This is a genomic window from Dehalococcoides mccartyi 195, assembly GCF_000011905.1.
Classification (GTDB): Bacteria; Chloroflexota; Dehalococcoidia; order Dehalococcoidales; family Dehalococcoidaceae; genus Dehalococcoides; species Dehalococcoides mccartyi.
The window spans coordinates 1,154,022-1,177,205 of record NC_002936.3 but is presented as its reverse complement, the minus strand read 5'-3'; the positions used below and the strand labels follow the sequence as shown (position 1 = coordinate 1,177,205).

The window sequence follows — 23,184 nt, the reverse complement described above, 5'->3', positions numbered from 1 at the left end:
ATGCAAAGAGGTGATGGCCGCAACTTCAACCAGCTAAGGCCGATAACAATTACTCCCGGTTTCCAGAGCTTTGCCGAGGGTTCGGTTTTGATAGAGCAGGGCAAGACCCGGGTAATCTGCTCGGTTAGTATGGAAGATAAAGTCCCTCAGTTTCTGCGTAACAGCGGTACCGGCTGGGTTACGGCTGAATATTCCATGCTGCCCCGTTCTACTGTTACCCGCACCCAGAGAGATTCATCTGCCGGCAAAATATCCGGCCGGAGCCAGGAAATCCAGCGTCTGATAGGCCGCTCCCTGCGTTCCTGCGTGGATTTAGCGGCTCTGGGTGAGCGGTCTTTTATTATAGACTGTGATGTTATTCAGGCAGATGCCGGTACCCGCACCGCTTCCATAACCGGTGCTTATATTGCCCTGTATCTGGCATTTAAAAAGATGGTAGATATGGGTATTCTCTCCAAAATGCCCTTTACTTCTCAGGTGGCGGCGGTCAGCGTCAGTATTTTCAAAGGCAATATTGTGCTTGACCCCTGTTACGATGAGGATTTTCAGGCCGAAGTGGATTTTAACCTGGTTATGAATGACCGGGCTGAGTTTGTGGAAATACAGGGTACGGCTGAGGGCAAAACTTTTTCCCGTGATACCCTTGACCAGGTACTTAAACTGGGCGAAGCCGGTATCTGGCAGCTTTTTGATATTCAGAATAGTATTACCCGGCCGTAGCTTTAGTCAGCCGTGTAGCAGATATTTAAAAGGGGGGCTTTAAAGCCCCCTTAGATTATATTCAGTTACGGAAGTAGCGTAATAAGCTATCCCCGTATCTGGCCGTTCCCGTAGACTATCCATTTGTAGCTGGTTATCTCCTTAAGCCCCATGGGGCCGCGGGCGTGCATCTTCTGGGTGCTTATGCCCAGTTCCGCTCCCAGCCCGAACTGCGAACCGTCTGTAAAACGGGTGGAGGCATTTACCATAACGGCAGCCGCATCCACTTCGTTCAGAAAACGCTGGGAAGAGGTATAGTTCTGGGTGACTATGCTTTCGGTATGCCCTGAGCCGTATCTGGCAATATGCGAAAGAGCTTCGTCCAAGCTGTCTACTACCTTTACGGCGGCAACCAGTGCCAGAAATTCCTTGCCCCAGTCATCTGCGGCGGCGGGTATCAACTTGCAGCTGGAGGCATTTTCCAGTATTTCCATAGCCGTTTTATCTGCCCGTATTTCCACTCCGGCTTTGCTCCATTCGGCGGCAACCACCGGCAGGAAAGCGGCGGCTATATCTTTGTGTACCAGCAGGGTATCCATGGCGTTGCAGACAGTGGGGCGCTGTACTTTGGAATTGTAAGCTATGTTTACCGCATCAGCTATATTGGCATCTGCATCCACGTATATGTGGACTACCCCTATGCCGCCGGCAACCACCGGTATAAACGAGTTTTGTTTAACATAACTAATCAGCCCGGCGCCGCCTCTGGGTATGACCAAATCTATCTGGTCTGAAAGTTTGAGCAGGTGGTTTACCAGACTATGCTCAGTATTTTCTATAAACTGGACAGCTTCTTGGGGCAGGCCTGCCTCTTCAACCGCCTGGCGTATCAGCCTTGCCAGAATGGTGTTTGAGTGGATAGTTTCCTTGCCGCCGCGCAGGATAACCGCATTCCCGGCTTTCAGGCACAAAGCGGCAATATCCACCGTGACATTGGGGCGGCTTTCATAAATAGCCGCAATAACACCCAGCGGCACTCTTTTTTTACCTATCACCAGTCCGTTAGGCATAGTGTTCATATCAAATATTTCACCCACCGGGTCAGGCAGGGCGGCAATAGCCAGCGTATCTTTGGCAATCCCTTCCAGCCGGCTCTGGGTAATAATCAGGCGGTCCAGCATGGCAGCAGTCATACCCGCCGCTTTAGCTTCGGTCTGGTCTTTCAAATTAGCTTCCAGTATGGCCGGGGCGTTATTAAGCAGGCAGGCGGCAATATTTTTAAGGGCGGCATCTTTTTGGGCGGATGAAGCATAGCTTAAAGGGCGGGAAGCGGCTTTGGCCAGACGGGCTTTTTCTTCTATTTCCAGCAGTGCTTTTTCCATTGTCTCTCCTCTAAGCCGCGGTGATACACAAATATTAAACTCTGGGCCGGAAAATGGCAAGGTTAAAGTTAGACTAGCCTTGGCTCTTGACCGTTACCTTAGGTAATGCTTTATGATAGGGTTATGGAAAAACTGCTGACAGTGGGCGAACTTGCCAAAATGGCCGGAGTGAGTATACGCACTCTGCGCTTTTACGATGTGCACGGACTGCTGAAACCCCGCAGTTATACTGCTGCCGGATACAGGCAGTATGGCCGGGATGAGGCTTTGCGCCTTCAGCAGATACTCTTTTACCGTGAGCTGGGGTTTTCACTGGAAGAGGTAAAAAAGCTGGTTGATGACCCGGCTGTCAGCCTGCTTGAAAACCTGCGCCGCCAGAACCGCCTGCTAAAGGACAGGGAAAAACAGCTCTTAGATTTGCAAAATACAATTCAGAAAACTATATCCAGTCTGGAAGGGAAAATAGAAATGGAAATAAACGAATATTATCAGGGTCTGCCCCAGGAGAAGATTGATTATTACCGCCGTGAAGCCCGCCGCCGTTATGGCGAAGAGACAGTGCAGCGTTCCGAAGAGATGGTGGTAAAAATGGGTAAAACCAAAATGGCAGAGCTTCAGGCACAGGGGCAGTCTATATTTGAAGAACTGGCTGAGAATATACCGGGTGGCCCTGCCCAGCCTATCGCTCAGGAGCTGATATCCAAATGGCGGAAATGGCTTGAAAACTTTGCCCGGTATACTGACGAAGGCTTGCTTGGCCTGGCCAGAGGTTACCGGGATGACCCTGAGTTCAGGGCCTTTTTTGACAAAATCCATCCCGGACTGGCCGCTTTTATTGCAGATGCAGTCGAGGTGTATTTTAAAAAGTCAGTGTGACAATCTGCAAAATACCGCAGGAGCGGGGGGGTGGGGGCTGAAGAACAGCCCCCTGTTTTATTTCCAGAGAGTAAGTTTTGAGTACTGCCGGGAAATTATTTTCCGGCGTTTTAACATTTCGGCATTTGAAAGAGTTATTATAGAGTATCCGGTTTGAATTTATACTAACGGAGGCCGCTGTGGAAAGTGCCAGATTTCGCTGGGTAAGTATGTCAGTTATTGCCCTTCTGGTGGTGGTTACCGGGTTTAATACCCTGATGCTTTTTCAAAAATCCGACCAGCTTAGCCAGGCTGAAACCCAAATAAATTCTTTGACCCAGAGCCTGGCTTCACTAAACAGCCTGGGCGGAGATATTTCCAGCCTGCAGCAGGATTTTTCTGACCTGCAAAGCCAGCTTCAGCAGATAAATACAGACCTGACCTGCCATGTATGTGCTGTTGCTGACGTGGTCAGCCTGATTGAACCCTCAATAGTGCGGGTAGACGTGAGCGGGCGCAATTTCAGTGCTTCCGGTTCCGGCACTATTATTGATAAGCGGGGCTTTATACTGACCAATTACCATGTTATTGAAGGGGCAACTACTATCAGGGTAACCCTGATGGAAGGGGCTATATACTCAGCCAGTGTGGTAGGCAGTGACGTGGGTCGGGATATAGCTTTGCTGCGGATGAGTGCCACCGGCGGGCAGGAATTTCCTGCCGTTACTCTGGCAACCATGGCAGATATAAAAGTGGGCATGGATGTGGTGGCAGCCGGGTTTCCTCTGGGGACTGACCTGGCCGGGCCGGCTACTTTCACCAAGGGCATTGTTTCGGCTATGCGCACCTATGAAGGTTATCTGTACGTGCAGACAGATGCGGCCATAAACCCCGGCAATTCGGGCGGTTGCATGGTGAATATGGCTGGGCTTATGATAGGTATACCCTCTGCCGGGATAGTACCTTATGGCGAGGATATAGAAGATATAAATCTGGTTATACCGGTAGATGATATTCTAAGTTTTCTTGCCTTGTATCTGCCGGGCTAAAAAAATATGGCTGTGCATCCCTTTCCTAAATATACCCCAAAAGGGTATTATAAGATGTGCATAATCTAAAGGAGGATGAGGTATGACGACCGCCCAGAAATGGATAGGAGTATTACTCAGCCTGGTACTGGTAGGGGTAAGTGCGTTTAACACGGTGCTTCTGCTTGACCAGAAAGACCAGCTTGAGACAGCTCAGGGGCAAATTTCGTCTTTGCAAAGCCAGCTTAGTCAGGCCGGGACTGATATAAGTTCCCTTAAAAGCCAGCTGACTGCTGTAGATGGCCATTTGGCTACTCTGGATGGGCAAATTGACGAACTGTTGAAACTTTCTACAGCTCAGGTGGATGCCATTGCTTCGGTAATGGCTTCGGTGGTGTATATAGAAGTAGATTATTATGACCCGTCTACCGGTGAAAGAGGTACTGTTTCCGGTTCGGGGACTATCATGGACAGCCGCGGCTATATACTTACCAACCGCCATGTGGTGGAAAATGCCACTCACGTTACCGTAGTTCTGCCCAATAAGCAGATTTACGATGCCGATGATTTCTGGACTGATGATTTTATGGATGTAGCCGTAGTTAAAATAGATGCAGAAGGCCTGCAGGCGGCATCTTTCGGTGACCCCGCTAACCTTAAAGTGGGTGATGCGGTAGTGGCTTTGGGTTATCCCTTGAGCATATCTCCCCTTGATGGGGGTATGACGGTAACCGCTGGTATTGTTAGCAATCTGGAAAACTGGTTTTTCATAGATGAAACGCCTTATTTTGATGTAATCCAGACAGATGCGGCTATAAACCCGGGTAACTCCGGCGGCCCTATGATAAACCTTCAGGGGCAAATCATAGGGATAAACAGTGCCGGTATTCTGGATGCCCAGAATATGGGCTTTGCAATAAGTGTGGCTACTGCCAGGCATATTTATGAAAGCCTGGTGGCAGACGGCAGTTACAGTCAACCCTATTTGGGTATAGATATTGACGACTATTATGATGATATATCCGGCTTCCCCGGTGCTGAAGCCTCAACCGGGGTTGAGGTGCTGGATGTTGAGTCCGGCAGTGTAGCCGCCCTGGCCGGTTTAAGGGATGGAGATGTTATTTACCAGTTTAACGGACAGGCTGTAACATCTTTCTCAGACCTGCTGCGCTTTCTCTGGAGGATGAATGCCGGAGATACAGTGGTGCTTGAAACTAAGCGTAACGGCATTGAGCGGACTATCACCATAACCCTGGATGAACGCCCGTTATCTTCATATTACATTTAGTTTATAAATAGCAGCTTACTAAAAAGCCCGGTGCCCTTTAAAGCGTGCCGGGCTTTTTTTGTCCGTATTTGCTGTACAGGTTTCCCAGCGTACCCCTGCCGTTTACCAGATAACGGTACTTCTGAAGTTTACGTCCCGGCGGGGTAATAAGGCTGATAACCACACTGCCCCTGCGCCCGTCTTCCGTTTCAAAAATGTATTCAGAGGGTTTCAGCTCTTTTGAGGATGTTATTTCTCCCCACCACTTGGCAGATGTATATTGGCTGGAGTTGGTTTCCATCAGGTTATACTGGACATCCGCCAGCGGTTTGTCCACATCCTTCAGGTAAATATGCCCTGAGCCGTTTGTATATTTGATACTCATGGGGTTTTAAGCGGGCTCATACCCTGAAAGAGATAAAAATGGCGTGAAGGCATACCGTAAACGGCTTTGTTCAGTTTCTTTTTAAGGGTACAACGCCCTTGTTTTCCGTCTTCGGTGCGGATGGAATAACCGCCGCCGTCAGCTACCTTGTGGTATTCGGTGAAGACCAGTTCGCCCCACCAGCGGGAATCAGAACTATCCTGAAGGGTGTACTCTACCTCCCCTATCAGTTGGTCTCCCAGGTATATACTGCCCAGTGCCATGACCTACCTCCGTTAAATTACCACCAGGTTATTGCGGTGAATTATTTCCGGGCCCTGATTGCCTGCCAGAACTGTGTTTATTTCGTCTGTATGCAGCCCTTTTATCTTTGAAACATCATCTGAAGAATAATTGGTTATGCCATAGCCCAGCCGTTTGCCGCGGCTGTCGCTCAGTTTTACAATATCCCCCCGCCCGAATTTGCCCTCGGATTGTTGTACCCCGGCGGCAAGCAGGCTTTTCTGGTTTTCCCGTATAGCTTTGACCGCCCCGTCATCTATGCAGATATTGCCGCGGGTGCAAAGCCCGCTCATCATCCAGCGCTGGCGGCTGTCCGGTTTGTGGAGTGAAGGCATAAAGCGGGTACCTTCGGTTTCCCCGCTGGCCAGTTTAAGGATAATATCAGGTATATGCCCGTCTGCTATGATGACATTTACCCCTGAAGATGTTGCCAGCCTGGCGGCTTCCAGCTTGGTAACCATGCCGCCGGTACCCAGCTTGTTGGAACTGCCGGCAGCCAGTTTCTCCAGCTCTTCGGTAATCTCTTTAACTTCGGTTATCAGCCGGGCATCCGGGTGGAGGGTGGGGTCAGCTGTATAAAGCCCGCGGATATTAGTCAGTATCAGCAGCAAATCAGCCTCTATCAGGTTGGCTACCATGGCAGACAGGTTGTCATTGTCCCCGAATTTGGCCTGCTGGATTTCATCTACCGCCACCACGTCATTTTCATTGACAATAGTTATAACTCCCAGCTCCATCAAAGCCAGCAGGGTATTTCTGGCGTTTAAGTAACCGGAACGGTCAGACAAATCACTCTTGGTCAGCAGACCCTGGGCAACAGTCAGCCCGTGGGGGCTGAACAGCTGGTCATAATAATTCATAAGCTGGCTCTGGCCTATAGCCGCCAGCACCTGCTTGAAAGGCACATCTTTCGGGATATGCCGGAGACCCATTTTAGCCCGTCCGGCGGCAATCGCCCCGGAGGAAACAATAATTACCTCCGTACCCAAACGGGTCAGGTCAGCTATCTGGCGGCATAAATCCGCCATGCGCTCATGGTCAAGCTTGCCTGTGCCTCCGGTCAGCAGGCTTGTCCCCAGCTTTATTACAATCCGTTTGTAACAATTTCCGTTCATAAATAAGTCATTATAGCAAGCAAGTTAAGCCAGAACAAGAATTCCCCCGTATAAGTTGCCGCCAGACTTGAGGGAAGGCTCTTCCCGATGATACAATTTTCAAATGGGGCTGCCTTTTACGGCAAGCCCCTAAATGTGTTTGGAGAAGATATTGAATCTTAGCGGTTTGCTGCCCCTTATAGACCAAAGCCCGTCATTTAACAGCTTGTTTGAAGCTCTGGACAAAGGTGAGGCTGATATTTCTGTTTTGGATGCGGGGCGGGGTTTCAGTCTGGCAGCTGTATACCGTAAACTCAAATGCCCCATGCTTATTATTACCTCACAGCCGGAGCGGGCCAGGGAATTGCTGGTGCAGATAGCTGCTTATACCGGGGAAGAGCCGGGGTTTTTGCCTGACCCAAGTTTGCTGCCGTACCAGCGGGCTGTTTCTGACCGCAATACCTCACTGGAAAAGATGCGTCTGGCAGGTATTTTGGGCGGGTTTATCCGCAGCCAAGACGCCCAGATAATAGTCAGTGCCGTGCCGGCTCTTCTTCAGCGTTATGTATCACCGGAAATATTCAAGCAGTCATTTTTGCAGGTCTGGACTGGTTTGGAAACCGAACCCCAGGATCTGATACGCCGTTTTCAGCAGCTGGGCTACCGCCAGGAAAATATTGTGGAAATACCGGGTACATATTCCCGCCGGGGCGGCATACTGGATATTTTCCCCTATACCGAAGATAACCCGGTACGGCTGGAGTTTTTCGGCAATACGCTGGAAAGCCTGCGTGTTTTTGACCCCCAAAGCCAGCGTTCGGGCAAAAGCCTGAATGAACTTACCATAAGCCCGGCAAGTGAGCTGTTTCATCTGGGGCAGCTGCCCGTTAAGGAACTTAACGCCAGGCTGGAGGCTTTGCTTACTGATAACCTTAATCCCGAATTCAGCCGCACTTTGTCCGCAGATATAGCCCGCCTTAAGGAAGGGCTTAAGCCCGAATACCCTGATTTTTTTGCCCCCCTGTTTAACACCTCAAGTATATTTGATTACCTGCCGGCAGATGCGCTGGTGGTGCTGGATGAACCAGCCTCCATAGAGCAGGCGGCCTCCCATCTGGATAAAGAAGCCGAAGAGCTGCGCTCTGACCGTTTGTCACAGGGTGAGCTGCCTTCGGTTTATCCCCGCCCCTATTTCAGCTGGGAAGAGATATCCGCCAAGCTGAAAACCAAAAAACGTCTTATTATGGCCTCTTTCGGGCGGGAAAGTGAGGCCTTAAAGCTGGATTTTGCCTCTCAGGATAACTACGTGGGGCGTTTATCCGCTTTGTATGAAAAACTGGGGGAGTTGAAAGGGCATACAGGCCGGGTAGTTATCATCAGCCATCAGGCTGCCCGTCTGGCAGAGCTTCTAAAAGAGCATGGTATTTCAGCATCTGTCCAAACAGATATTTTGAACCCCCCTCCCCCCTCCAGCCTTAGCCTGGTTCAGGGAATACTGGGCGGCGGCTGGAATCTCAGCGGCAATGTTCACATACTCACTGATGCCGAACTGTTCGGCTTTGTAAAAGAGCGGCGTCTGCCTTCCAAACGCCCGTCTGCCCGCAAGGGAGTGGTGCTGGATATAAAACCGGGTGAATTTGTGGTTCATATAGACCACGGGGTGGCCTTGTTCAGCGGGGTCAGCCACTTGAACCGTGACGGCATGGATAAAGAGTACCTGATACTCAATTATGCCGGCGGTGACAAACTCTACGTCCCCACAGACCAGATGGACAGGGTAAACCGTTTTATAGGCAGCGGGGATGAGCCGCCGTCTTTGCACCGTTTGGGTACTCAGGAATGGCAAAGGGCTAAAGAAAAGGCCAGCGAATCTGCGGAGGAAACCGCCCGTGAACTCCTTGATATTTATGCCAAACGTAAAATGGCCAGCGGATACCCGTTTTCCACGGATACCGTCTGGCAGCAGGAAATGGAGGCATCTTTCCCGTATCTGGAAACGCCTGACCAGCTGAAAGCCCTGTATGATATCAAGGCAGATATGGAAAACCCCCGCCCTATGGACAGGCTTATACTGGGGGACGTGGGTTATGGTAAAACCGAAGTAGCCATACGGGCAGCCTTCAAGGCGGTTATGGACGGCAAGCAGGTGGCAGTATTAGTACCTACTACCGTGCTTGCCCAGCAGCATTACACCACTTTCCGTGAGCGTCTGGCTACTTTCCCTGTCAAAATAGAGGTGCTTAGCCGTTTTTGCAGCCCGTCTGAACAGAAAACCACGGTTGAAAATCTGGAAAGGGGTGAGGTGGATATCTGCATAGGTACTCACCGCCTGATTCAGGCTGATATAACGTTTAAAGATTTGGGGCTGGTCATAATAGACGAAGAACAGCGTTTCGGGGTAGCCCACAAGGAGTTTTTTAAGAAGCTGCGGGCTCAGGTAGATGTGCTTACCCTCAGCGCTACTCCTATCCCCCGCACTTTGCACATGTCTTTGGTGGGGGTGCGGGATATGAGTATTATAGAAACCCCGCCCGGTGAACGCCTGCCCATCAAAACCGTGGTAGCCGCTTTTGATGAGAGGCTGATACGTGAGGCCATACTGCGGGAGATGGAAAGGAACGGGCAGGTATTTTTTGTAAATAACCGGGTGATGGGTATAAATCTGCTGGCAGAGCGTATTCAGCAGCTTGTCCCCGAAGCCCGTATCGGCATTGCCCACGGGCAGATGGCCGAAGAAAAACTGGCCGCTGTCATGGCTGATTTTGTGCGGCACGAGCTGGATGTGCTGGTATGCACCACCATTATAGAGTCCGGGGTGGATGTACCTAATGCCAATACCCTTATCATAAACCGGGCAGACCGCTTCGGGCTTACCCAGCTTTACCAGCTGCGGGGGCGGGTGGGACGCAGTTCCCAGCTGGCTTATGCCTATTTCCTGTATGAAAAAGATAAACGCCTGACATCTGATGCCGAAAAACGCCTGAAAACTATTTATGAGGCAGCCGAGCTTGGGGCAGGCTACGGTATTGCCATGAAAGATTTGGAAATACGGGGTGCGGGCACTTTGCTGGGGGTAAAACAGTCCGGATATATAAATTCGGTCGGTTTCAATCTGTATACCCAGATGCTGTCAGAGGCTGTGGCCGGGCTGAAGGCCAAGGGCAGCGGGCTTTCCAAAGAGGAAATACGTATCCAGAATATGCCCGCCCCCAAGCTGGATTTACCTTTAGATGCCTTTATACCCGAATATTATATTCAGGATTTGGATTTGCGTTTATCTATTTACCAGCAGTTATCCGCCATTACCAATCTGGCGGGAGTGTTGGAAAAGGAAAAAGAGCTGGCAGACCGGTTTGGACAAATACCGCCGGAGCTTGAAAACCTGCTTTACTCCCTCCGCCTGCGTTTGCTGGCCAAAAAAGCCCACGTGGATACCATAGTGACCGAAGGCAGCCAGATAGTGGTGCGGATGCTGGGCGGGCTGATAATAAACAAAACCTTGCTTGAGCCGCTGAGGGCAGGGGTGCTGGTAGGGCGTAATCAGGTGTCTGTCCAGTATAAAAAGCTGGGTGATAGCTGGAAAGAAGTGCTGGAAGAGGTTGTTTGGCGGCTGGGCTAGGCGGAGTTTAAAATGAAGAGTATTTATGATATTATTCAAAATATTCAAATATCCTCCCCCAGGAGATTCAAATGAAAATTTTACTCCTTTATCCCCGCTACCCGGACACCTTCTGGAGTTTCAAGCATGCCTTGAAATTTATCTCTAAAAAAGCCTCTTTTCCGCCTTTGGGTCTTTTGACTCTGGCCGCCATGCTGCCGGAGAACTGGCAGAAAAAGCTGGTAGACCTTAACATTGAAAACCTGGCGGATAAAGATATACTGGCGGCAGATTATGTTTTTATAAGCGCCATGGCCGTCCAGCAAAAATCCGCCCACGAATGTATAGACCGCTGCCATGCCCTTGGCAGAAAAGTGGTGGCCGGCGGGCCGTACTTTACGGCTGAGGCGGAAACGCTTAAAGATATAGACCACCTGATTCTGGGTGAAGTAGAAAACTCTCTGGCGGATTTTGTGGCTGATTTGGAGGCGGGAAAAGCGGCGGCAGTCTACCCTGAAAAAGAGAAGTCTGACCTTGCCGATACACCTATTCCCCTCTGGAATCTGGTCAAGTCAAAAGAGTACTCTTCCATGAGCCTTCAGTATTCGCGGGGCTGCCCGTTTAACTGCGAGTTTTGTGATATTGTAGTTTTAAACGGCCGTCTTCCCCGTTCCAAAAGCCGGGGGCAGGTTCTGGCAGAGCTGGATGCCCTCTACAAGTCCGGCTGGCGTTCGGGGGTTTTCTTTGTGGATGACAACTTTATCGGCAATAAAAATAAACTCAAGTCTGATATACTGCCGGCAGTCATAGCCTGGCAGAAACGAAAGGGTTATCCTTTTTCATTTAATACCGAGGTATCTATCAATCTGGCAGATGATGTAGAACTGCTGCACCTTATGGTAGAAGCCGGCTTTGATACTGTGTTTGTGGGGGTGGAAACACCCAACCCGGAAAGTCTGGCGGAGTGTTCCAAACACCAGAATACCAACAGGGATATGCTGAGTTCAATTGAAAAAATTCAGCAGGCCGGTATTCAGGTGCAAGGCGGTTTCATATTGGGTTTTGACAGTGACCCGGCCTCTATCTTCCGTGCCCAGATAAATTTCATTCAGCAGAGCGGTATTGTGACCGCTATGGTCGGGCTTTTGAATGCCCCCAGAGGCACCCGCTTGTGGAACCGTCTTAAGAAAGAAAAACGCCTGCTGGAAGATTTCCGGGGAGACAATACAGACTGCAGCCTGAACTTCATACCCCGCATGAAGACCGAGGTCCTTATAAATGGCTATAACCGGGTGCTTTCAGTTATCTACGCCCCCCGCGAATATTATCAGCGGGTAGCCGTGCTTATATCCCGGTATCATCCCAAGCCCAAAGGGAGGGTCAAACCGGTATCCGCCCAGCGCCTGCGGGCATTTATGCGGTCTGTGTGGCATCTGGGTATTGTGGATAACAGCCGGAAGTATTACTGGAAGCTTCTGGGTTCTACCCTGATAAAAAACCCCAAGGCATTTCCTCTGGCCGTTACCCTGTCTATTTATGGATACCATTTCCGCAAGGTAGTGGAACGCTATACAGGGTGTAAGTTCGGGCAGGATACCGCCTGAGAGCGGTCTTAACCCAAATCTAGCCAGTAAAGCGGATTATTTAAGGAACCCCTGTCTTGGCCATGCGGCCGGGCAGGGGTTACCCTTTTGGTTTACATTTTTTCAAGACAACAGCACTATAGACTGTCTATCCGGAATTTCAGGGCATATACCTTTTTGCTGTCCGAGATATAAAAATAACGGATTAAAAGGCAATAAAATGCCCGAGCCGGATTTCAGCTGTTTTAAAACCCTTTTGAATATGGTGGTTTTAAAGGCGGTATTAGCTGTCTTTTATGCCTTTGGACTTCAGGTAGTCCACCACAGCCTGTACTGTCTTTAACTTTTCGGCGTCAGTATCAGGTATTTCAAACTTGGCATCAGGTGTACCGAATTCGGTTTCCAGTGCCATAATAAGCTCTACCTGATCCAGGGAATCTGCACCCAAATCATCTGCAAAACTGGCAGCAGGCACTACATCTTTTTCTTCAGCGCCCAGCTGCTCAACACTAACTTTTTTTACTCTTTCAAAAACCGTTGCCACTCCTTCACTCCTCCCGTTGCTTTGCTGTGTCCGCCAGCGCTTTGCTGACAGAACTTAGAACCCCGTTTATAAATCTGGCAGACGAGTTGCCCCCAAATGATTTGGCAAGCTCAACTGCTTCGTTAATAGCTACTTTAATGGGTACATCATTTTCGTGGATTATTTCAAAAATGGCCAGACGAAGTACGTTCCGGTCAATATAGGAAAGCTGCTCCACCGGCCAGGCAGAAGCAAACTGGCGGATATTTTCATCCAGCAGGTCCTTATGCTTGACTATGGCATTGGTCAGCCTGAAAATAAACTCGGCGTTTTCCTCGGTCTGGGGTGTTTCGGTCAAAAGGCGTTTTAAAACATCTTCGGCATTATGCCCTGCCAAATCTTGTTCGTACAGGGCTTGAAGTACTATTTCACGTGCTTTGCGTCTGCTGGTTGTCACTCTTTACTCTCTTATATTATAGACATACCGCCGTCCAGGCTGATTACCTGTCCGGTAATGTATTTGGCATCTTCTTTCGCCAAGTATAATGCACAAGCGGCTACATCTTCCACTGTGCCCAGTTTTTGCATGGGTATACGCTCTGTTATGGCCTGTCTTTGCTCTTCAGACAAAGCGGCGGTCATATCGGTTTCTATAAAACCGGGGGCAATGGAATTCACGGTTATATTGCGGCTGGCCACTTCTTTAGCTAGAGAGCAGCTGAATCCCAGAATGCCGGCTTTGGCTGCGGCATAGTTGGCCTGACCGGGGTTGCCCTTTAAACCCACTATGGAACTAAGGTTTATTATCCGTCCCCAGCGGTTTTTCAGCATCTGGCGGAGGGCTGCTTTGGAACACAAAAATACACTTTTCAGGTTGGTCTGGATTACACTGTCCCAGTCTTCTTCGGATAAACGCATGGTCAGCTGGTCACGGGTTATGCCGGCATTGTTTACCAGTATATCTACCCCGCCGAAGGCTTCCTGGGCGGCTTTGAAGAGGGCATCTACCCCACTGCTCTGGCTTACATCTGCCTGAACAAATACGGCCTGACCGCCATTGGAACGTATGTGGGCGGCCACTTCTTCACCGGCGGGCGAAAGGCTGTTTACCACCACTTTTGCCCCCGCTTCGGCAAACCGTAAAGCTATAGCTTTGCCTATGCCCCTGCCGGAGCCGGTAATCAGGGCTGTTTTGCCGTCTAAACTCAGCATCTTACCCATTATACGCTAAAATTTTGGATAGAAGCGGCATCGTTTATATTGTAGATACTGACACTGCGGTTAATTCTTTTAATCAGTCCGGCCAGCACTTTGCCCGGCCCAATCTCAACAAAGGTATTTACCCCGGCAGCAATCATGTTTTCTATGCTTTTTTGCCACTGGACACCGCCGGTCAGCTGGTTGACCAGTTCGCTTTTTATATCCTGCGGATTGGTAAGCGGGCTGGCGCTGGTATTGGCTACCAGAGGTATTCTGGCCGTATCAAACCCGGTAGAATCCAGTACTGCTTTTAAACCGGCAGAAGCCGGTGACATAAGCGGGGTATGAAACCCTCCGCTTACCTGCAGGGGTACCACCTTCATAGCACCGCTCTCTGCGGCTTGGGCAGAAGCTTTTTCTACAGTCTCTTTCAGGCCGCTGATAACCAGCTGTCCGGGGGAGTTGTAATTCGCTATGTAACAGCCTGTTTTAAGGCAGATATCCGCCAGTATTTCTTCCGAAAGGCCGAGAACGGCAGCCATAGCACCGGGTGTTTTGGCGGCTGCTTCCGCCATCAGTTCCCCCCGTTTGCGGGCAAGCAAAATAGCCTGCGGGTAGGGGAGTATGCCGCCTGCTCCCAAAGCCGAATATTCACCCAGCGAATGCCCGGCTACAAAAGAAGGCTCTGGCAGGAGATTTGACTTGCCGCTCTCTATAAAAGCAGCAAGGGCGCACAGGCTGTGGCCGACAATGGCGCTTTGGGAGTTGCGGGTGTCCTTAAGGTCTTCTTCCGGCCCTTCAAAACACAGTTTTGACAGTGAAAATCCCAAAGCTTTATCCGCCAGGTCAAAAAGCTCTCTGGCGGAATGAAACTCCGAATACAAGTCCCGGCCCATGCCCACGAATTGGGCACCCTGACCGGGGAAGACATAAGCTGTTTTAATCTCAGTCATGCCTTAAAACCGGCCAACAGAAATTACTGCTGACCCTTGGATTTGTCAGCTTTTTTCTTGGCTATGGCGTCCACATCAACCACTGTCCGGCCGTTGTAAGTACCGCAGACGGAACAGGCCTGATGGGAGAGCTTGGGGCTGTTGCACTGGGGGCATTCCATTACAGCCGGGGCACTCAGGGCGACATGGGCGCGGCGGTTACCCTGGCGGGCATGGGAAAGTCTTCTTTTAGGTAGAGCCATTATTTTACTCCGTTAAATTAGTATTCGTTTTATATTCAAAACCGCGGCACTCACCGGAGCACAGGGGTTTCATGGGCGTTGCCATTATAGCACCTTCGCGGATAATCTCGCTCAAATCCAATATATGGTGCTCGTCAATAAAAAAAGCGTCCAGCTCTTCGGAATTATCCACTTCGAACCCGTGGATTACATCCACGGTGGGCAGAAACCGCTCTTCAAGGCGGATACTGACCGGGCAGCTGAAGTCCTTTAGACAGCGGACACAGCTAAGGTTCATATGGGTATCCAGCAGTCCGGTAACCAAAAGGCCTCGGTCAATACGGGTAAAGGTAACTTCCCCGGATACCCTGACAGGGCTGCCCTCCAGATTTATTTCATCGTCCAGCTGGTAGGTGCGGGTGGCACCGATGGGTGACTTCAGCAGCTGGGCTACATTATATTGCAGCACTATCGTCCTCGTACAAAACAGAGTTTATTATAGATTAAGGTTATACCACATGCAAGTTAAGAGCCTGTGGGCAGTTTTACTTAGTATCAGGTTTTAAAAAACGCAGCACCAGATGCCCTATGGCGCCGACAGCAAAACCAGCCGGTGCTGCCACCATGCCCAGAATTACCCAAAAAGTGTCATCAATCTCAAACAGCCTGACCAGCATAAGGTGGATAAAGAAACTGACCAGAAACACTAAAACAGATATAAACATAAGGCGGCTGAAGTTTTTGGCCATCACACCCTCTCTTTCAAAGGATTAAGCTATTATACACCTGCTTCGGGCTGGCTGCGTTCCAGCAGGCCAAGCAGTTTTTCGGAAATACCTACACTGGAAAACCCCCCGTCATGATAAAGGTTTTGCATGGTAACCTTGCGGCTGAGGTCTGAAAGCAGGGTTACCACATAATCAGCGCATTCTTCCCCGCTGGCATTGCCCAAGGGGGCAAGCAGATTTGCGTATTCGTACATGGCATCAAAATTGCTTATTCCCGAACCGGCGGAGGTGCGGGTAGGTGACTGGGAAACGGTGTTTACCCTTATTCCCCGGTCTGCCAGGCGGGAACCGAAATTTCGGGCAATAGCTTCCAGCAGGGCTTTGGCATCGTTCATGTCGTTGTACTGGGAAAATACCCTTTGTGCCCCTATATAAGACAGTGCCACTATGCTGCCGTTGTCTTTTAATACCCCGGCTTCAAGGGCATAACGGATTATTTTGTGCAGGGATATGGCCGAAATCTCCAGCCCTTTGTTATAAAAAATATAGTTGGTAGATTCATACGGTATTTTCTTGCGGATATTGGCGCTCATACCTACCGAATGGACTATAAAATCTATCTCCCCCAGGCTGGTTTTTAGTCCGGCAAACAGGGCTTTCAGCTCATCATCGCTGGTGGCATCTGCAACCAGCAGCGGGGCTTGGCCGCAAATGCGGGCCAGTTCGGCGGTGTTTCCCATTTTAAGGGCGGTAGCTACGTTGGAAATAGCCAGTTCAGCTCCTTCGCGGTGGCAGGCCAGGGCTATTTTCCAGCCCAGACTTTGCTCGTTTAAGGGGCCGAATATAATTCCTTTTTTACCCTTGAGCAATCCGTAAGACGTTTGAGTCATAATATCTCCCGTCAAAATATTTTATAAATTTGTCACAAAAATAAAAAATGCATAAAAAGTGTGTTATATTATAGTCCATACCGCCTGCCGTATTCAAATATCAGGTATGCCTTTATTATAGCCTAAAAAAGTCCGGGGAATAGATGCAGGGAGGATAAATATGTCTGCCAAAGCCTTTGTCCTTATTGAGGCCGCTCCTGCCCAGGCGGGGAAAATAGCTGACAACCTCAGGGAGATTAGCGGTATATGCAGTATAGATGCGGTTACCGGCCCGTATGATATTATTGCCGTGGTAGAGCGGGACACCCTTACCGGAATAGGTGATTTTATCACCTCAAAGATACAGGCGGCAGAGGGTATTACCCGCACCGTTACCTGTCTGGTCCTCTAATCTATTTCGGCAAAGTAGGCACTAAAAAGGGCAGACCATTTATGGTCTGCCCTGATTGCAACTTAAACGGAGTATCTCTTTACATGCTTTGGGGTGAGGTCATACCCATAAGGTGCAAGGTTCTGGCCAGCACAATACGGCTGGCGTCTACCAGTTTCAGGCGGGCTGAGCTTAGTTCAGTATTATCTGAAATCACCCGGCAGTCTTTGTAAAACTGGTGGAAAGCATTGGCCAGTTCCTGGGCGTAATAGGTCAGGTGGTGGGGTTCAAGGGTGCGGGCCACAGTCTCCACAATCTCAGGCAGTTCGGCCATCTTGCGGATAAGCTCAAGCTCGGCTTCTTCCCCAAGCAGGGCGGTATCCCCGCCGCTGTAAGAAAGCCCTTTTTCCTTTGCCAGAGACAAAATACTGCAAATACGGGCATGGGCATACTGGACATAATATACCGGATTTTCGGCCGATTCCTTCTTGGCCAGTTCCAAATCAAAATCCATCTGGCTTTCGGTGGAGCGGGACAGGAAGAAGAAACGGCAGGCGTCTGCCCCCACTTCCTCAATAACCTCACTCAGGCTTATCATTTCACCGGTGCGTTTGGAAAGGCGTACCAGCTCACCGCCCCGCTTCAGGGTAATCATCTGGAAAAGCAGGGTAGTCAGCCGTTCGGGATTGATACCCAGAGCGCTTAGCATGGCTTTCATGCGGGATACATGCCCCTGATGGTCTGCCCCCCAGATATTTATAACCCGGTCAAATTTGCGTTCAATAAACTTGTTGTAGTGGTAAGCGATATCAGACGCAAAATAGGTGGGTGTGCCGTCACTGCGGACTATTACGTTGTCCTTGCTGTCTCCCAGCAGGGTGGAGCTGAACCAGGTGGCATTGTCCCTTTCGGCAATGTAGTTGTTGGCCAAAAGTATATCCATGGCGGTTTTGTACTGCCCGCCGCTATATAAAGACCTCTCTGAAAACCAGACGTCAAAATCCACCTTGAGGGATTTCAAATCATCACTGATAAGGCAGAGCATACGTGCCATGCCTATCTCCCCCAGGTCATTTTGGGCTATTTCAAGCGGCATTTGCAGGTATTTATCCCCGTATTTGGCTACCATTTCGGCCGCCAGCTCTACCATGTACTGTCCGTGATAACCATCCTGGGGAACAGCCGCCTCCTTACCCAGAGCCTGCTGGTAGCGGGCAAACAGGGTGCGTTTGAAAGCGTCTATCTGGCTGCCGGCATCATTGATATAAAACTCCTCTTCCACATAATAACCGGCGGCTTTAAGCACGTTTGAAAGGGTGCTGCCCAGCACTGCCCCCCGCCCATGCCCTATATGTATAGGCCCGGTGGGGTTGGCGCTGACAAACTCTATTTGAACGCGGCTGCCGCCGCCCATATTTATATTGCCATAGCTTTCAGCTTCGCCGAGGATGGTTTTCACCAGATTGCACAGCCACTCTTTGGAGAAAGTGAAATTTATAAAGCCGGGAGGGGCTACGCTTACTTTGGCAATGCCTTCACCGGGTTCAATATAGCCGGCCAGTATTTCAGCCAGCTCCATGGGGCGTTTGCCGGTAGCCTTGGCTAGCCGCAAAGGCAGGCTGGTGGCATAGTCACCATAATTGGTTTTTTGGGGGTGCTCTATGCTTATATCCACGCTGAGCGCCGGAATCTGCCCTTCCTGACGGGCTTTTTCCAGAGCCTGGCTGAGAGACTCTATAATAATATTTTTGATAGCTAAGATACTGTTCAAGACTAAACTCCGAGTATTTATTATTGCGGTTTAAACTGGAAAATAGATTATATCACATAATGGGAAGATGATAATGTCTGGAGGGGTTTTTTATGATTTAAGCAAATAGTTGGTAGATTACTCGATGCTAGCATGCTTGCTGAGGTTACAACTGGCACATAGTAGTTGAATATTTTCAGCTATTAACGATGACCCACCTTTGGAATAGGGGATAACATGGTCAAAATGAAGGTTTGAATTGTTGCCGCACTTTACGCATTTACCTTGGTCTCTAGCCCAAACAATTCGTTTTATATCTGAAGGTATAGCCCTTATATCAGCATCTAAAGTAGGCGTTGCTATTTCATTAGTAATCTCTGAAGTTAGCTCTAGTTTGAACTTAAAGACTTTACGATTATCAGAGGGCTCTTGCCAAGCATCAATTAGGTTGAAAACACCATTATAAACCCATATGCCGGGTTTTATCTTTTCATAAACACGAACTTTAGGAAATATCTTGGTTTGCTTGGCTTTTTGAGCGGCTTCATAGAAAAGGCCGTTAGCAGTAAGTTTATGTCCTGGGGTGTACATTGGCTGATCAATGTTTTTTGGGTTAACGAGTTCTGGTGTTTTGTTTACGTCATGTCCTTCGTATATAAGTATAGTTCCATCGTTCTCAAATCTGTCAGCGTAAGGTGCTCCATTACGCACACTCATAAGTATAATATTGTGACCATTTCGTAGTTTGAAATTCATCCCTTTTTGTAGATTGACTGACTCTGCTTGGCACATATCAAGATAGGATATTACCTGTCCCGGTTTAATCTCATCTGTCATTTTGCAGCTAGCTCCACTCGCTCTTTTTGGGCCATACCCGCCTTATTTCCTCTTCCAAAGCCTTGTTTTCAGGCAGGTTTAGTTCAGGGTCAGACTCAAACAAACGGGTAGCTTCCCTGCGTGCCTGTTCCAGCAAACCCACGTCAGATATGCTGGCCATGCGCAGGTCAGGCAGGCCGCTCTGGCGGGTGCCGAAAAATTCACCCGGCCCCCGCAGCCGCAGGTCTTCCTCCGCCAGCTTAAAGCCGTCCTGGGTGCTTTCTATGATAGACAGGCGTTCCTGCCCCAGCAGAGACGGATTTTCGGCCAGAAACATGCAGTAGCTCTGTTCTGTTCCTCTGCCCACCCGCCCCCGGAACTGGTGCAGCTGGGAAAGGCCGAAACGGTCGGCGCTTTCCACCAGCATTACGGTGGCGTTGGGTATGTCTATACCCACCTCTACAACCGGGGTGGAAACCAGTATGTCCATTTTGCCTTCGTTAAAGTGCTTCATGATACTTTCTTTTTCAGCGGCATTCATCCGCCCGTGCAGCAAAGCTACTTTGGATTCCGGAAACACCTCTGAAGACAGGGTTTCATATTCGGCGGTGGCGGCTTTGGCCTGTATAGCCTCAGATTCTTCTACCAAAGGGCAGATTATAAATGCCTGCCGTCCTGCCTCAATCTGTTTGCGTATAAAGTTATAAGCGCTGTTACGCTGTTCGGGTTTCAGCCAGCGGGTTTTTATGCTCTGGCGTCCGGGCGGCAGCTCATCTATAACTGAAAGGTCAAGCTCTCCGTATAGGGTTAAAGCCAAAGTGCGGGGTATGGGGGTGGCGGTCATGATAAGTATGTGGGGGTTCAGCCCCTTGCTCCTAAGGGCAGAGCGTTGTTCCACCCCGAAGCGGTGCTGCTCGTCTATAACAGCCAGCCCCAGGGACTTGAAGCGGATTTCCTTCTGGATAAGGGCATGGGTGCCAATGGCTATATCAATCTCGCCTTTTTTAATCTTTTCCTTCAGGATATCTTTCTGGCTGGATTTCATATCGCTTATCATCAAAGCTACCCTGAGCGGGCGGTCTAGCAACCCTTCAAAGGTATACACCCCGTCCAGAAGGGTGCTCACTTTGGCAATAGAGGCAAACAGGCGGGTGACACTTTTAAAATGCTGTTCAGCCAGTATCTCGGTAGGTGCCATAAATGCTCCCTGAAGCCCGTTGGCAGCGGCAGTAAACAGGGAAATAACGGCGACTATGGTCTTTCCCGAGCCCACTTCCCCTTGAAGCAGGCGGGACATGGGTACACTCTTAGAAATATCGGCTTTTATATCAGCCAGACATTTGGTCTGGGCATCAGTCAGTTTAAAGGGCAACTGTGAAATAAAATGGTCTATAGCGGGCAGGTTTATCTTTAAAGCCCGTCCGGTTTGTTCTTGCCAGCGTTTTTTCTTAGCCAGCACTCCCAGCTGGAGGATAAACAGCTCATCAAATGCCAGCCTGTTGCGGGCGGCGTCTTTCAATTCTTCGGTATCAGGAAAATGTGCCTGCCGGATAGCTTCGGCAAGCGGCAGCAGGCGGGTTCTTTTAAGGGTATCTTCCGGCAGAAAATCTGAAATACCGGGGGTGGAAATATCTATAAAGTTTTTCATCAGGCGGCGCAGGCTTCGCTGGTGGAGACCGGCGGTCAGGGGGTAAACCGGCACTAAACGCCCGGTATGAATAAGGTCAGCTTCGTCAGGCAGTTCCTCCCATTCGGGGGATTCAAATACAGGCCTGCCATTAAATATGGAAACCCGCCCCGAAAGGACTACTCTGGCATTTGGTTTCAGGTTACGCACCATATAGGGGTTGTTAAACCAGACCGCCCGCATATTGCCGGTATCGTCCCCCAGTACCGCCTCGGTTGAGCGGCGTCCTCCCATATAGTTCACCTTGGACTGCCAGACATTGGCAATTATGGTCTGTTCAGACCCTGCTTCCAGCTGGGATATTTTTTTCAGGCGGCTGTAATCCAGATGGCGGTTTGGGAAATAATAAAGCAGGTCCCGTACTGTGTTGATGCCCATTTTGTGAAATTTGGGGGCGGTAGCGGCACTTATGCCTTTTACTAAGTAAATATCCCCGTCAAGGGCTGGTGGGCAGCCGTCTGTTTTCGGTCTGGCAGTTTTAGCGGCGGGCTTTGCCTTGACTGTTTTGCGGGGTGCAGGTATGCCGGCAGGCTGGTTTTCCAGTTTGGGCAGAAATGCCAGCACCTCGGTTACCCACTTACGGCGTTTATCTTCTGTCATTCGGGCATAACCCGGGTCAGAGAGTTTCAGTTTGTGAAAAATAAGCAGGTCATCAGGGTTATTTATACCCGTTGCGGCTTCTTTTGCCCAGCGGGACAGGAAGTGGTCTAGCCCGCCCATAACGGCGTTATCAGCAAAGCCTTTTTGCACTTCCAGCTGAAGTATTTTTTTAAAGGCGCCGGTATCTGCTCCCAAATTTATACTCCGCCTTTGGTTTTTAAAAATGATAGACCATATACCCTCACTTGTCCACACTATCCCTGCATAAAAAAGCCCTCCTTTTAAGGAGGGCTTCAAGCCTAATATGTTTTTAAAAACTAGTGCAGGCTGGAAAAGCCCAGCTTGGGCAGGTGGATAGAGGGCAGCTTAAATGATTTCTTGTCTTCCGTTTCGTCTGGAGACGCTGTGCCTATACCGCTCAGCTTTTCCCTGATAGCCACTACCAAAGTGCCGGGGCCGCCGTGGACACCCAAAGCAGGCCCAAGCTGTGAGATATGGATTTTGCTCTGGTCAATAAAATCAGCCAGCTTTTCCTTTATACCATGGGCTTCTGCCAAATCTACGCTTTGGACAATCTGGACTGCTTCCAGATTGCGGTTATTTTTTACCAGTTCGGTCAGTTTTTCAATACCTTTATTGCGGGTGCGGTGGATACTGGCCGGCCAGAGAGAGCCGTCTCTAAGGGTAAGCATGGGGCGGATACTCAAAACCCCGCTGATAAGGTTGGAGGCGCTGCTGAGACGCCCGCTCTTCAGCACATATTTTATGGTATCCAGCAAAGCCCAGATATGTACCTGGGGGATATAGCTCTTGATGCTGTTTACTATATTCCCGGCGCTTTCACCCATTTTTGCCATTTCAGCCGCCTGGGTAGCCAGCAAACCCAAAGCCCCGGAAGTAGCCTTGGTATCTATCAGCTCTATATTGCTGCTGCTTTGTGCCAGTTCACGCCCCTGCAACGCCGAATTATAAGTGCCTGATAGTTTGGCACCCATAATCAGGGAGACTATCTGGTCAGTTTCCTTTGAAAGTGTTTTATATGCATTGGCAAAATCAGCCGGGGTAGGCTGGGAGGTGGTGAACTGTTCGCCCTCAAGCATACGGTTGTAGATTTCGGTTTGGCTGATATCCAGCCCGTCCCTGTAGGTCTTGTTGCCGGACATTACATATACCGGCACTACCGTTATGCCCAGTTCTTTTATAGTTTCCGGGAGTAAATCCACGGTGCTGTCAGTGACTATTTTTACGCTCAATTATTCATACCTTTAAATCA

Annotated in this window: 23 protein-coding genes; 7 read left to right on the top strand and 16 right to left on the bottom strand. The window is 49.7% G+C overall.

The genetic code is table 11. The features are described from left to right. Positions 1-720 carry a ribonuclease PH gene (gene rph, locus DET_RS06620; protein WP_010936978.1) on the top strand — a complete coding sequence of 240 codons (720 nt, stop codon included), beginning with the start codon at positions 1-3 and terminating at the stop codon, positions 718-720. A gap of 86 nt (positions 721-806) precedes the next feature. Here the strand turns inward: rph and DET_RS06615 are convergent, their stop codons facing one another. Next, positions 807-2,081: a glutamate-5-semialdehyde dehydrogenase gene (locus DET_RS06615; protein WP_010936977.1), complete on the bottom strand. Its 1,275-nt coding sequence runs from the start codon at positions 2,079-2,081 to the stop codon at positions 807-809. 105 nt (positions 2,082-2,186) lie between these two features. Between DET_RS06615 and DET_RS06610 the strand changes: the two genes are divergently transcribed. The 3 genes from DET_RS06610 (at position 2,187) to DET_RS06600 (ending at position 5,252) form a co-directional block, all read left to right on the top strand. Further along, the gene (locus DET_RS06610; RefSeq protein WP_041223400.1) at positions 2,187-2,957 is read left to right on the top strand and encodes a MerR family transcriptional regulator; all 771 of its coding nucleotides are present in this window, start codon (positions 2,187-2,189) and stop codon (positions 2,955-2,957) included. Between the two features lie 179 nt (positions 2,958-3,136). Further along, positions 3,137-3,985, top strand: coding sequence for a S1C family serine protease (locus DET_RS06605; RefSeq protein ID WP_041223399.1), 849 nt, complete (start codon positions 3,137-3,139; stop codon positions 3,983-3,985). Positions 3,986-4,067: 82 nt separating this feature from the next. Beyond that, positions 4,068-5,252, top strand: coding sequence for a trypsin-like peptidase domain-containing protein (locus DET_RS06600; RefSeq protein WP_010936974.1), 1,185 nt, complete (start codon positions 4,068-4,070; stop codon positions 5,250-5,252). A 37-nt stretch (positions 5,253-5,289) separates the two neighbouring features. On the opposite strand, the gene DET_RS06595 is transcribed toward DET_RS06600, so the two are convergent. From DET_RS06595 to proB, 3 genes are read right to left on the bottom strand one after another with little or no spacing between them, the layout of a single operon-like run. Beyond that, positions 5,290-5,616 carry a hypothetical protein gene (locus DET_RS06595; protein WP_010936973.1) on the bottom strand — a complete coding sequence of 109 codons (327 nt, stop codon included), beginning with the start codon at positions 5,614-5,616 and terminating at the stop codon, positions 5,290-5,292. Next, complete coding sequence (locus DET_RS06590; RefSeq protein ID WP_010936972.1) at positions 5,613-5,879, bottom strand: hypothetical protein; 267 nt, start codon at positions 5,877-5,879, stop codon at positions 5,613-5,615. Before DET_RS06590 ends, DET_RS06595 begins: the two co-directional genes overlap by 4 nt. A 12-nt stretch (positions 5,880-5,891) precedes the next feature. Next, positions 5,892-7,013, bottom strand: a complete 1,122-nt coding sequence (proB, locus tag DET_RS06585; protein WP_010936971.1) for a glutamate 5-kinase — start codon at positions 7,011-7,013, stop codon at positions 5,892-5,894. 133 nt (positions 7,014-7,146) lie between these two features. Here proB and mfd point away from each other — a divergent pair, with 133 nt between their 5' ends. Both mfd and DET_RS06575 read left to right on the top strand, forming a co-directional pair. Continuing rightward, complete coding sequence (gene mfd / locus DET_RS06580; protein ID WP_234943802.1) at positions 7,147-10,611, top strand: transcription-repair coupling factor; 3,465 nt, start codon at positions 7,147-7,149, stop codon at positions 10,609-10,611. 71 nt (positions 10,612-10,682) lie between these two features. Beyond that, a complete protein-coding gene (locus DET_RS06575; RefSeq protein WP_010936969.1) occupies positions 10,683-12,194 on the top strand; it encodes a B12-binding domain-containing radical SAM protein in 1,512 nt (503 codons plus the stop codon). A 262-nt stretch (positions 12,195-12,456) separates the two neighbouring features. Here the strand turns inward: DET_RS06575 and acpP are convergent, their stop codons facing one another. The 8 genes from acpP to DET_RS06530 form a co-directional block, all read right to left on the bottom strand. Next, positions 12,457-12,717 carry an acyl carrier protein gene (gene acpP / locus DET_RS06570; protein ID WP_010936968.1) on the bottom strand — a complete coding sequence of 87 codons (261 nt, stop codon included), beginning with the start codon at positions 12,715-12,717 and terminating at the stop codon, positions 12,457-12,459. Positions 12,718-12,721: 4 nt separating this feature from the next. Continuing rightward, positions 12,722-13,153 (bottom strand): transcription antitermination factor NusB, encoded by a 432-nt coding sequence (nusB, locus tag DET_RS06565; protein ID WP_010936967.1) that lies wholly within the window; start codon positions 13,151-13,153, stop codon positions 12,722-12,724. Positions 13,154-13,164: 11 nt separating this feature from the next. Continuing rightward, the gene (fabG, locus tag DET_RS06560; protein ID WP_041223398.1) at positions 13,165-13,917 is read right to left on the bottom strand and encodes a 3-oxoacyl-[acyl-carrier-protein] reductase; all 753 of its coding nucleotides are present in this window, start codon (positions 13,915-13,917) and stop codon (positions 13,165-13,167) included. Then, on the bottom strand, positions 13,917-14,849 hold the full coding sequence (fabD, locus tag DET_RS06550; RefSeq protein WP_010936965.1) for an ACP S-malonyltransferase: 933 nt from the start codon (positions 14,847-14,849) through the stop codon (positions 13,917-13,919). The genes fabG and fabD overlap by 1 nt, the downstream gene beginning before the upstream one ends. A 23-nt stretch (positions 14,850-14,872) precedes the next feature. Continuing rightward, positions 14,873-15,091, bottom strand: a complete 219-nt coding sequence (gene rpmF, locus DET_RS06545) for a 50S ribosomal protein L32 (RefSeq protein ID WP_010936964.1) — start codon at positions 15,089-15,091, stop codon at positions 14,873-14,875. Positions 15,092-15,095: 4 nt separating this feature from the next. Beyond that, positions 15,096-15,539 carry a YceD family protein gene (locus tag DET_RS06540; protein ID WP_010936963.1) on the bottom strand — a complete coding sequence of 148 codons (444 nt, stop codon included), beginning with the start codon at positions 15,537-15,539 and terminating at the stop codon, positions 15,096-15,098. 76 nt (positions 15,540-15,615) lie between these two features. After that, complete coding sequence (locus tag DET_RS06535) at positions 15,616-15,819, bottom strand: hypothetical protein (RefSeq protein ID WP_010936962.1); 204 nt, start codon at positions 15,817-15,819, stop codon at positions 15,616-15,618. A gap of 29 nt (positions 15,820-15,848) precedes the next feature. After that, a complete protein-coding gene (locus DET_RS06530) occupies positions 15,849-16,688 on the bottom strand; it encodes an enoyl-ACP reductase FabI (protein WP_010936961.1) in 840 nt (279 codons plus the stop codon). A 160-nt stretch (positions 16,689-16,848) separates the two neighbouring features. Between DET_RS06530 and DET_RS06525 the strand changes: the two genes are divergently transcribed. Further along, entirely contained in the window at positions 16,849-17,079 is a 231-nt protein-coding gene (locus tag DET_RS06525) for an Lrp/AsnC ligand binding domain-containing protein (RefSeq protein WP_010936960.1), read from the top strand. Positions 17,080-17,158: 79 nt separating this feature from the next. Here the strand turns inward: DET_RS06525 and argS are convergent, their stop codons facing one another. The 4 genes from argS to DET_RS06505 form a co-directional block, all read right to left on the bottom strand. After that, positions 17,159-18,829, bottom strand: coding sequence for an arginine--tRNA ligase (argS, locus tag DET_RS06520; RefSeq protein WP_010936959.1), 1,671 nt, complete (start codon positions 18,827-18,829; stop codon positions 17,159-17,161). Between the two features lie 117 nt (positions 18,830-18,946). Next, entirely contained in the window at positions 18,947-19,645 is a 699-nt protein-coding gene (locus tag DET_RS06515; protein ID WP_010936958.1) for an HNH endonuclease, read from the bottom strand. 7 nt (positions 19,646-19,652) lie between these two features. Further along, positions 19,653-22,106, bottom strand: coding sequence for an ATP-dependent DNA helicase RecG (gene recG / locus DET_RS06510; RefSeq protein ID WP_041223397.1), 2,454 nt, complete (start codon positions 22,104-22,106; stop codon positions 19,653-19,655). A 122-nt stretch (positions 22,107-22,228) separates the two neighbouring features. Further along, the gene (locus DET_RS06505; protein WP_010936956.1) at positions 22,229-23,164 is read right to left on the bottom strand and encodes a DegV family protein; all 936 of its coding nucleotides are present in this window, start codon (positions 23,162-23,164) and stop codon (positions 22,229-22,231) included. Between the last annotated feature and the right edge of the window lie 20 nt (positions 23,165-23,184).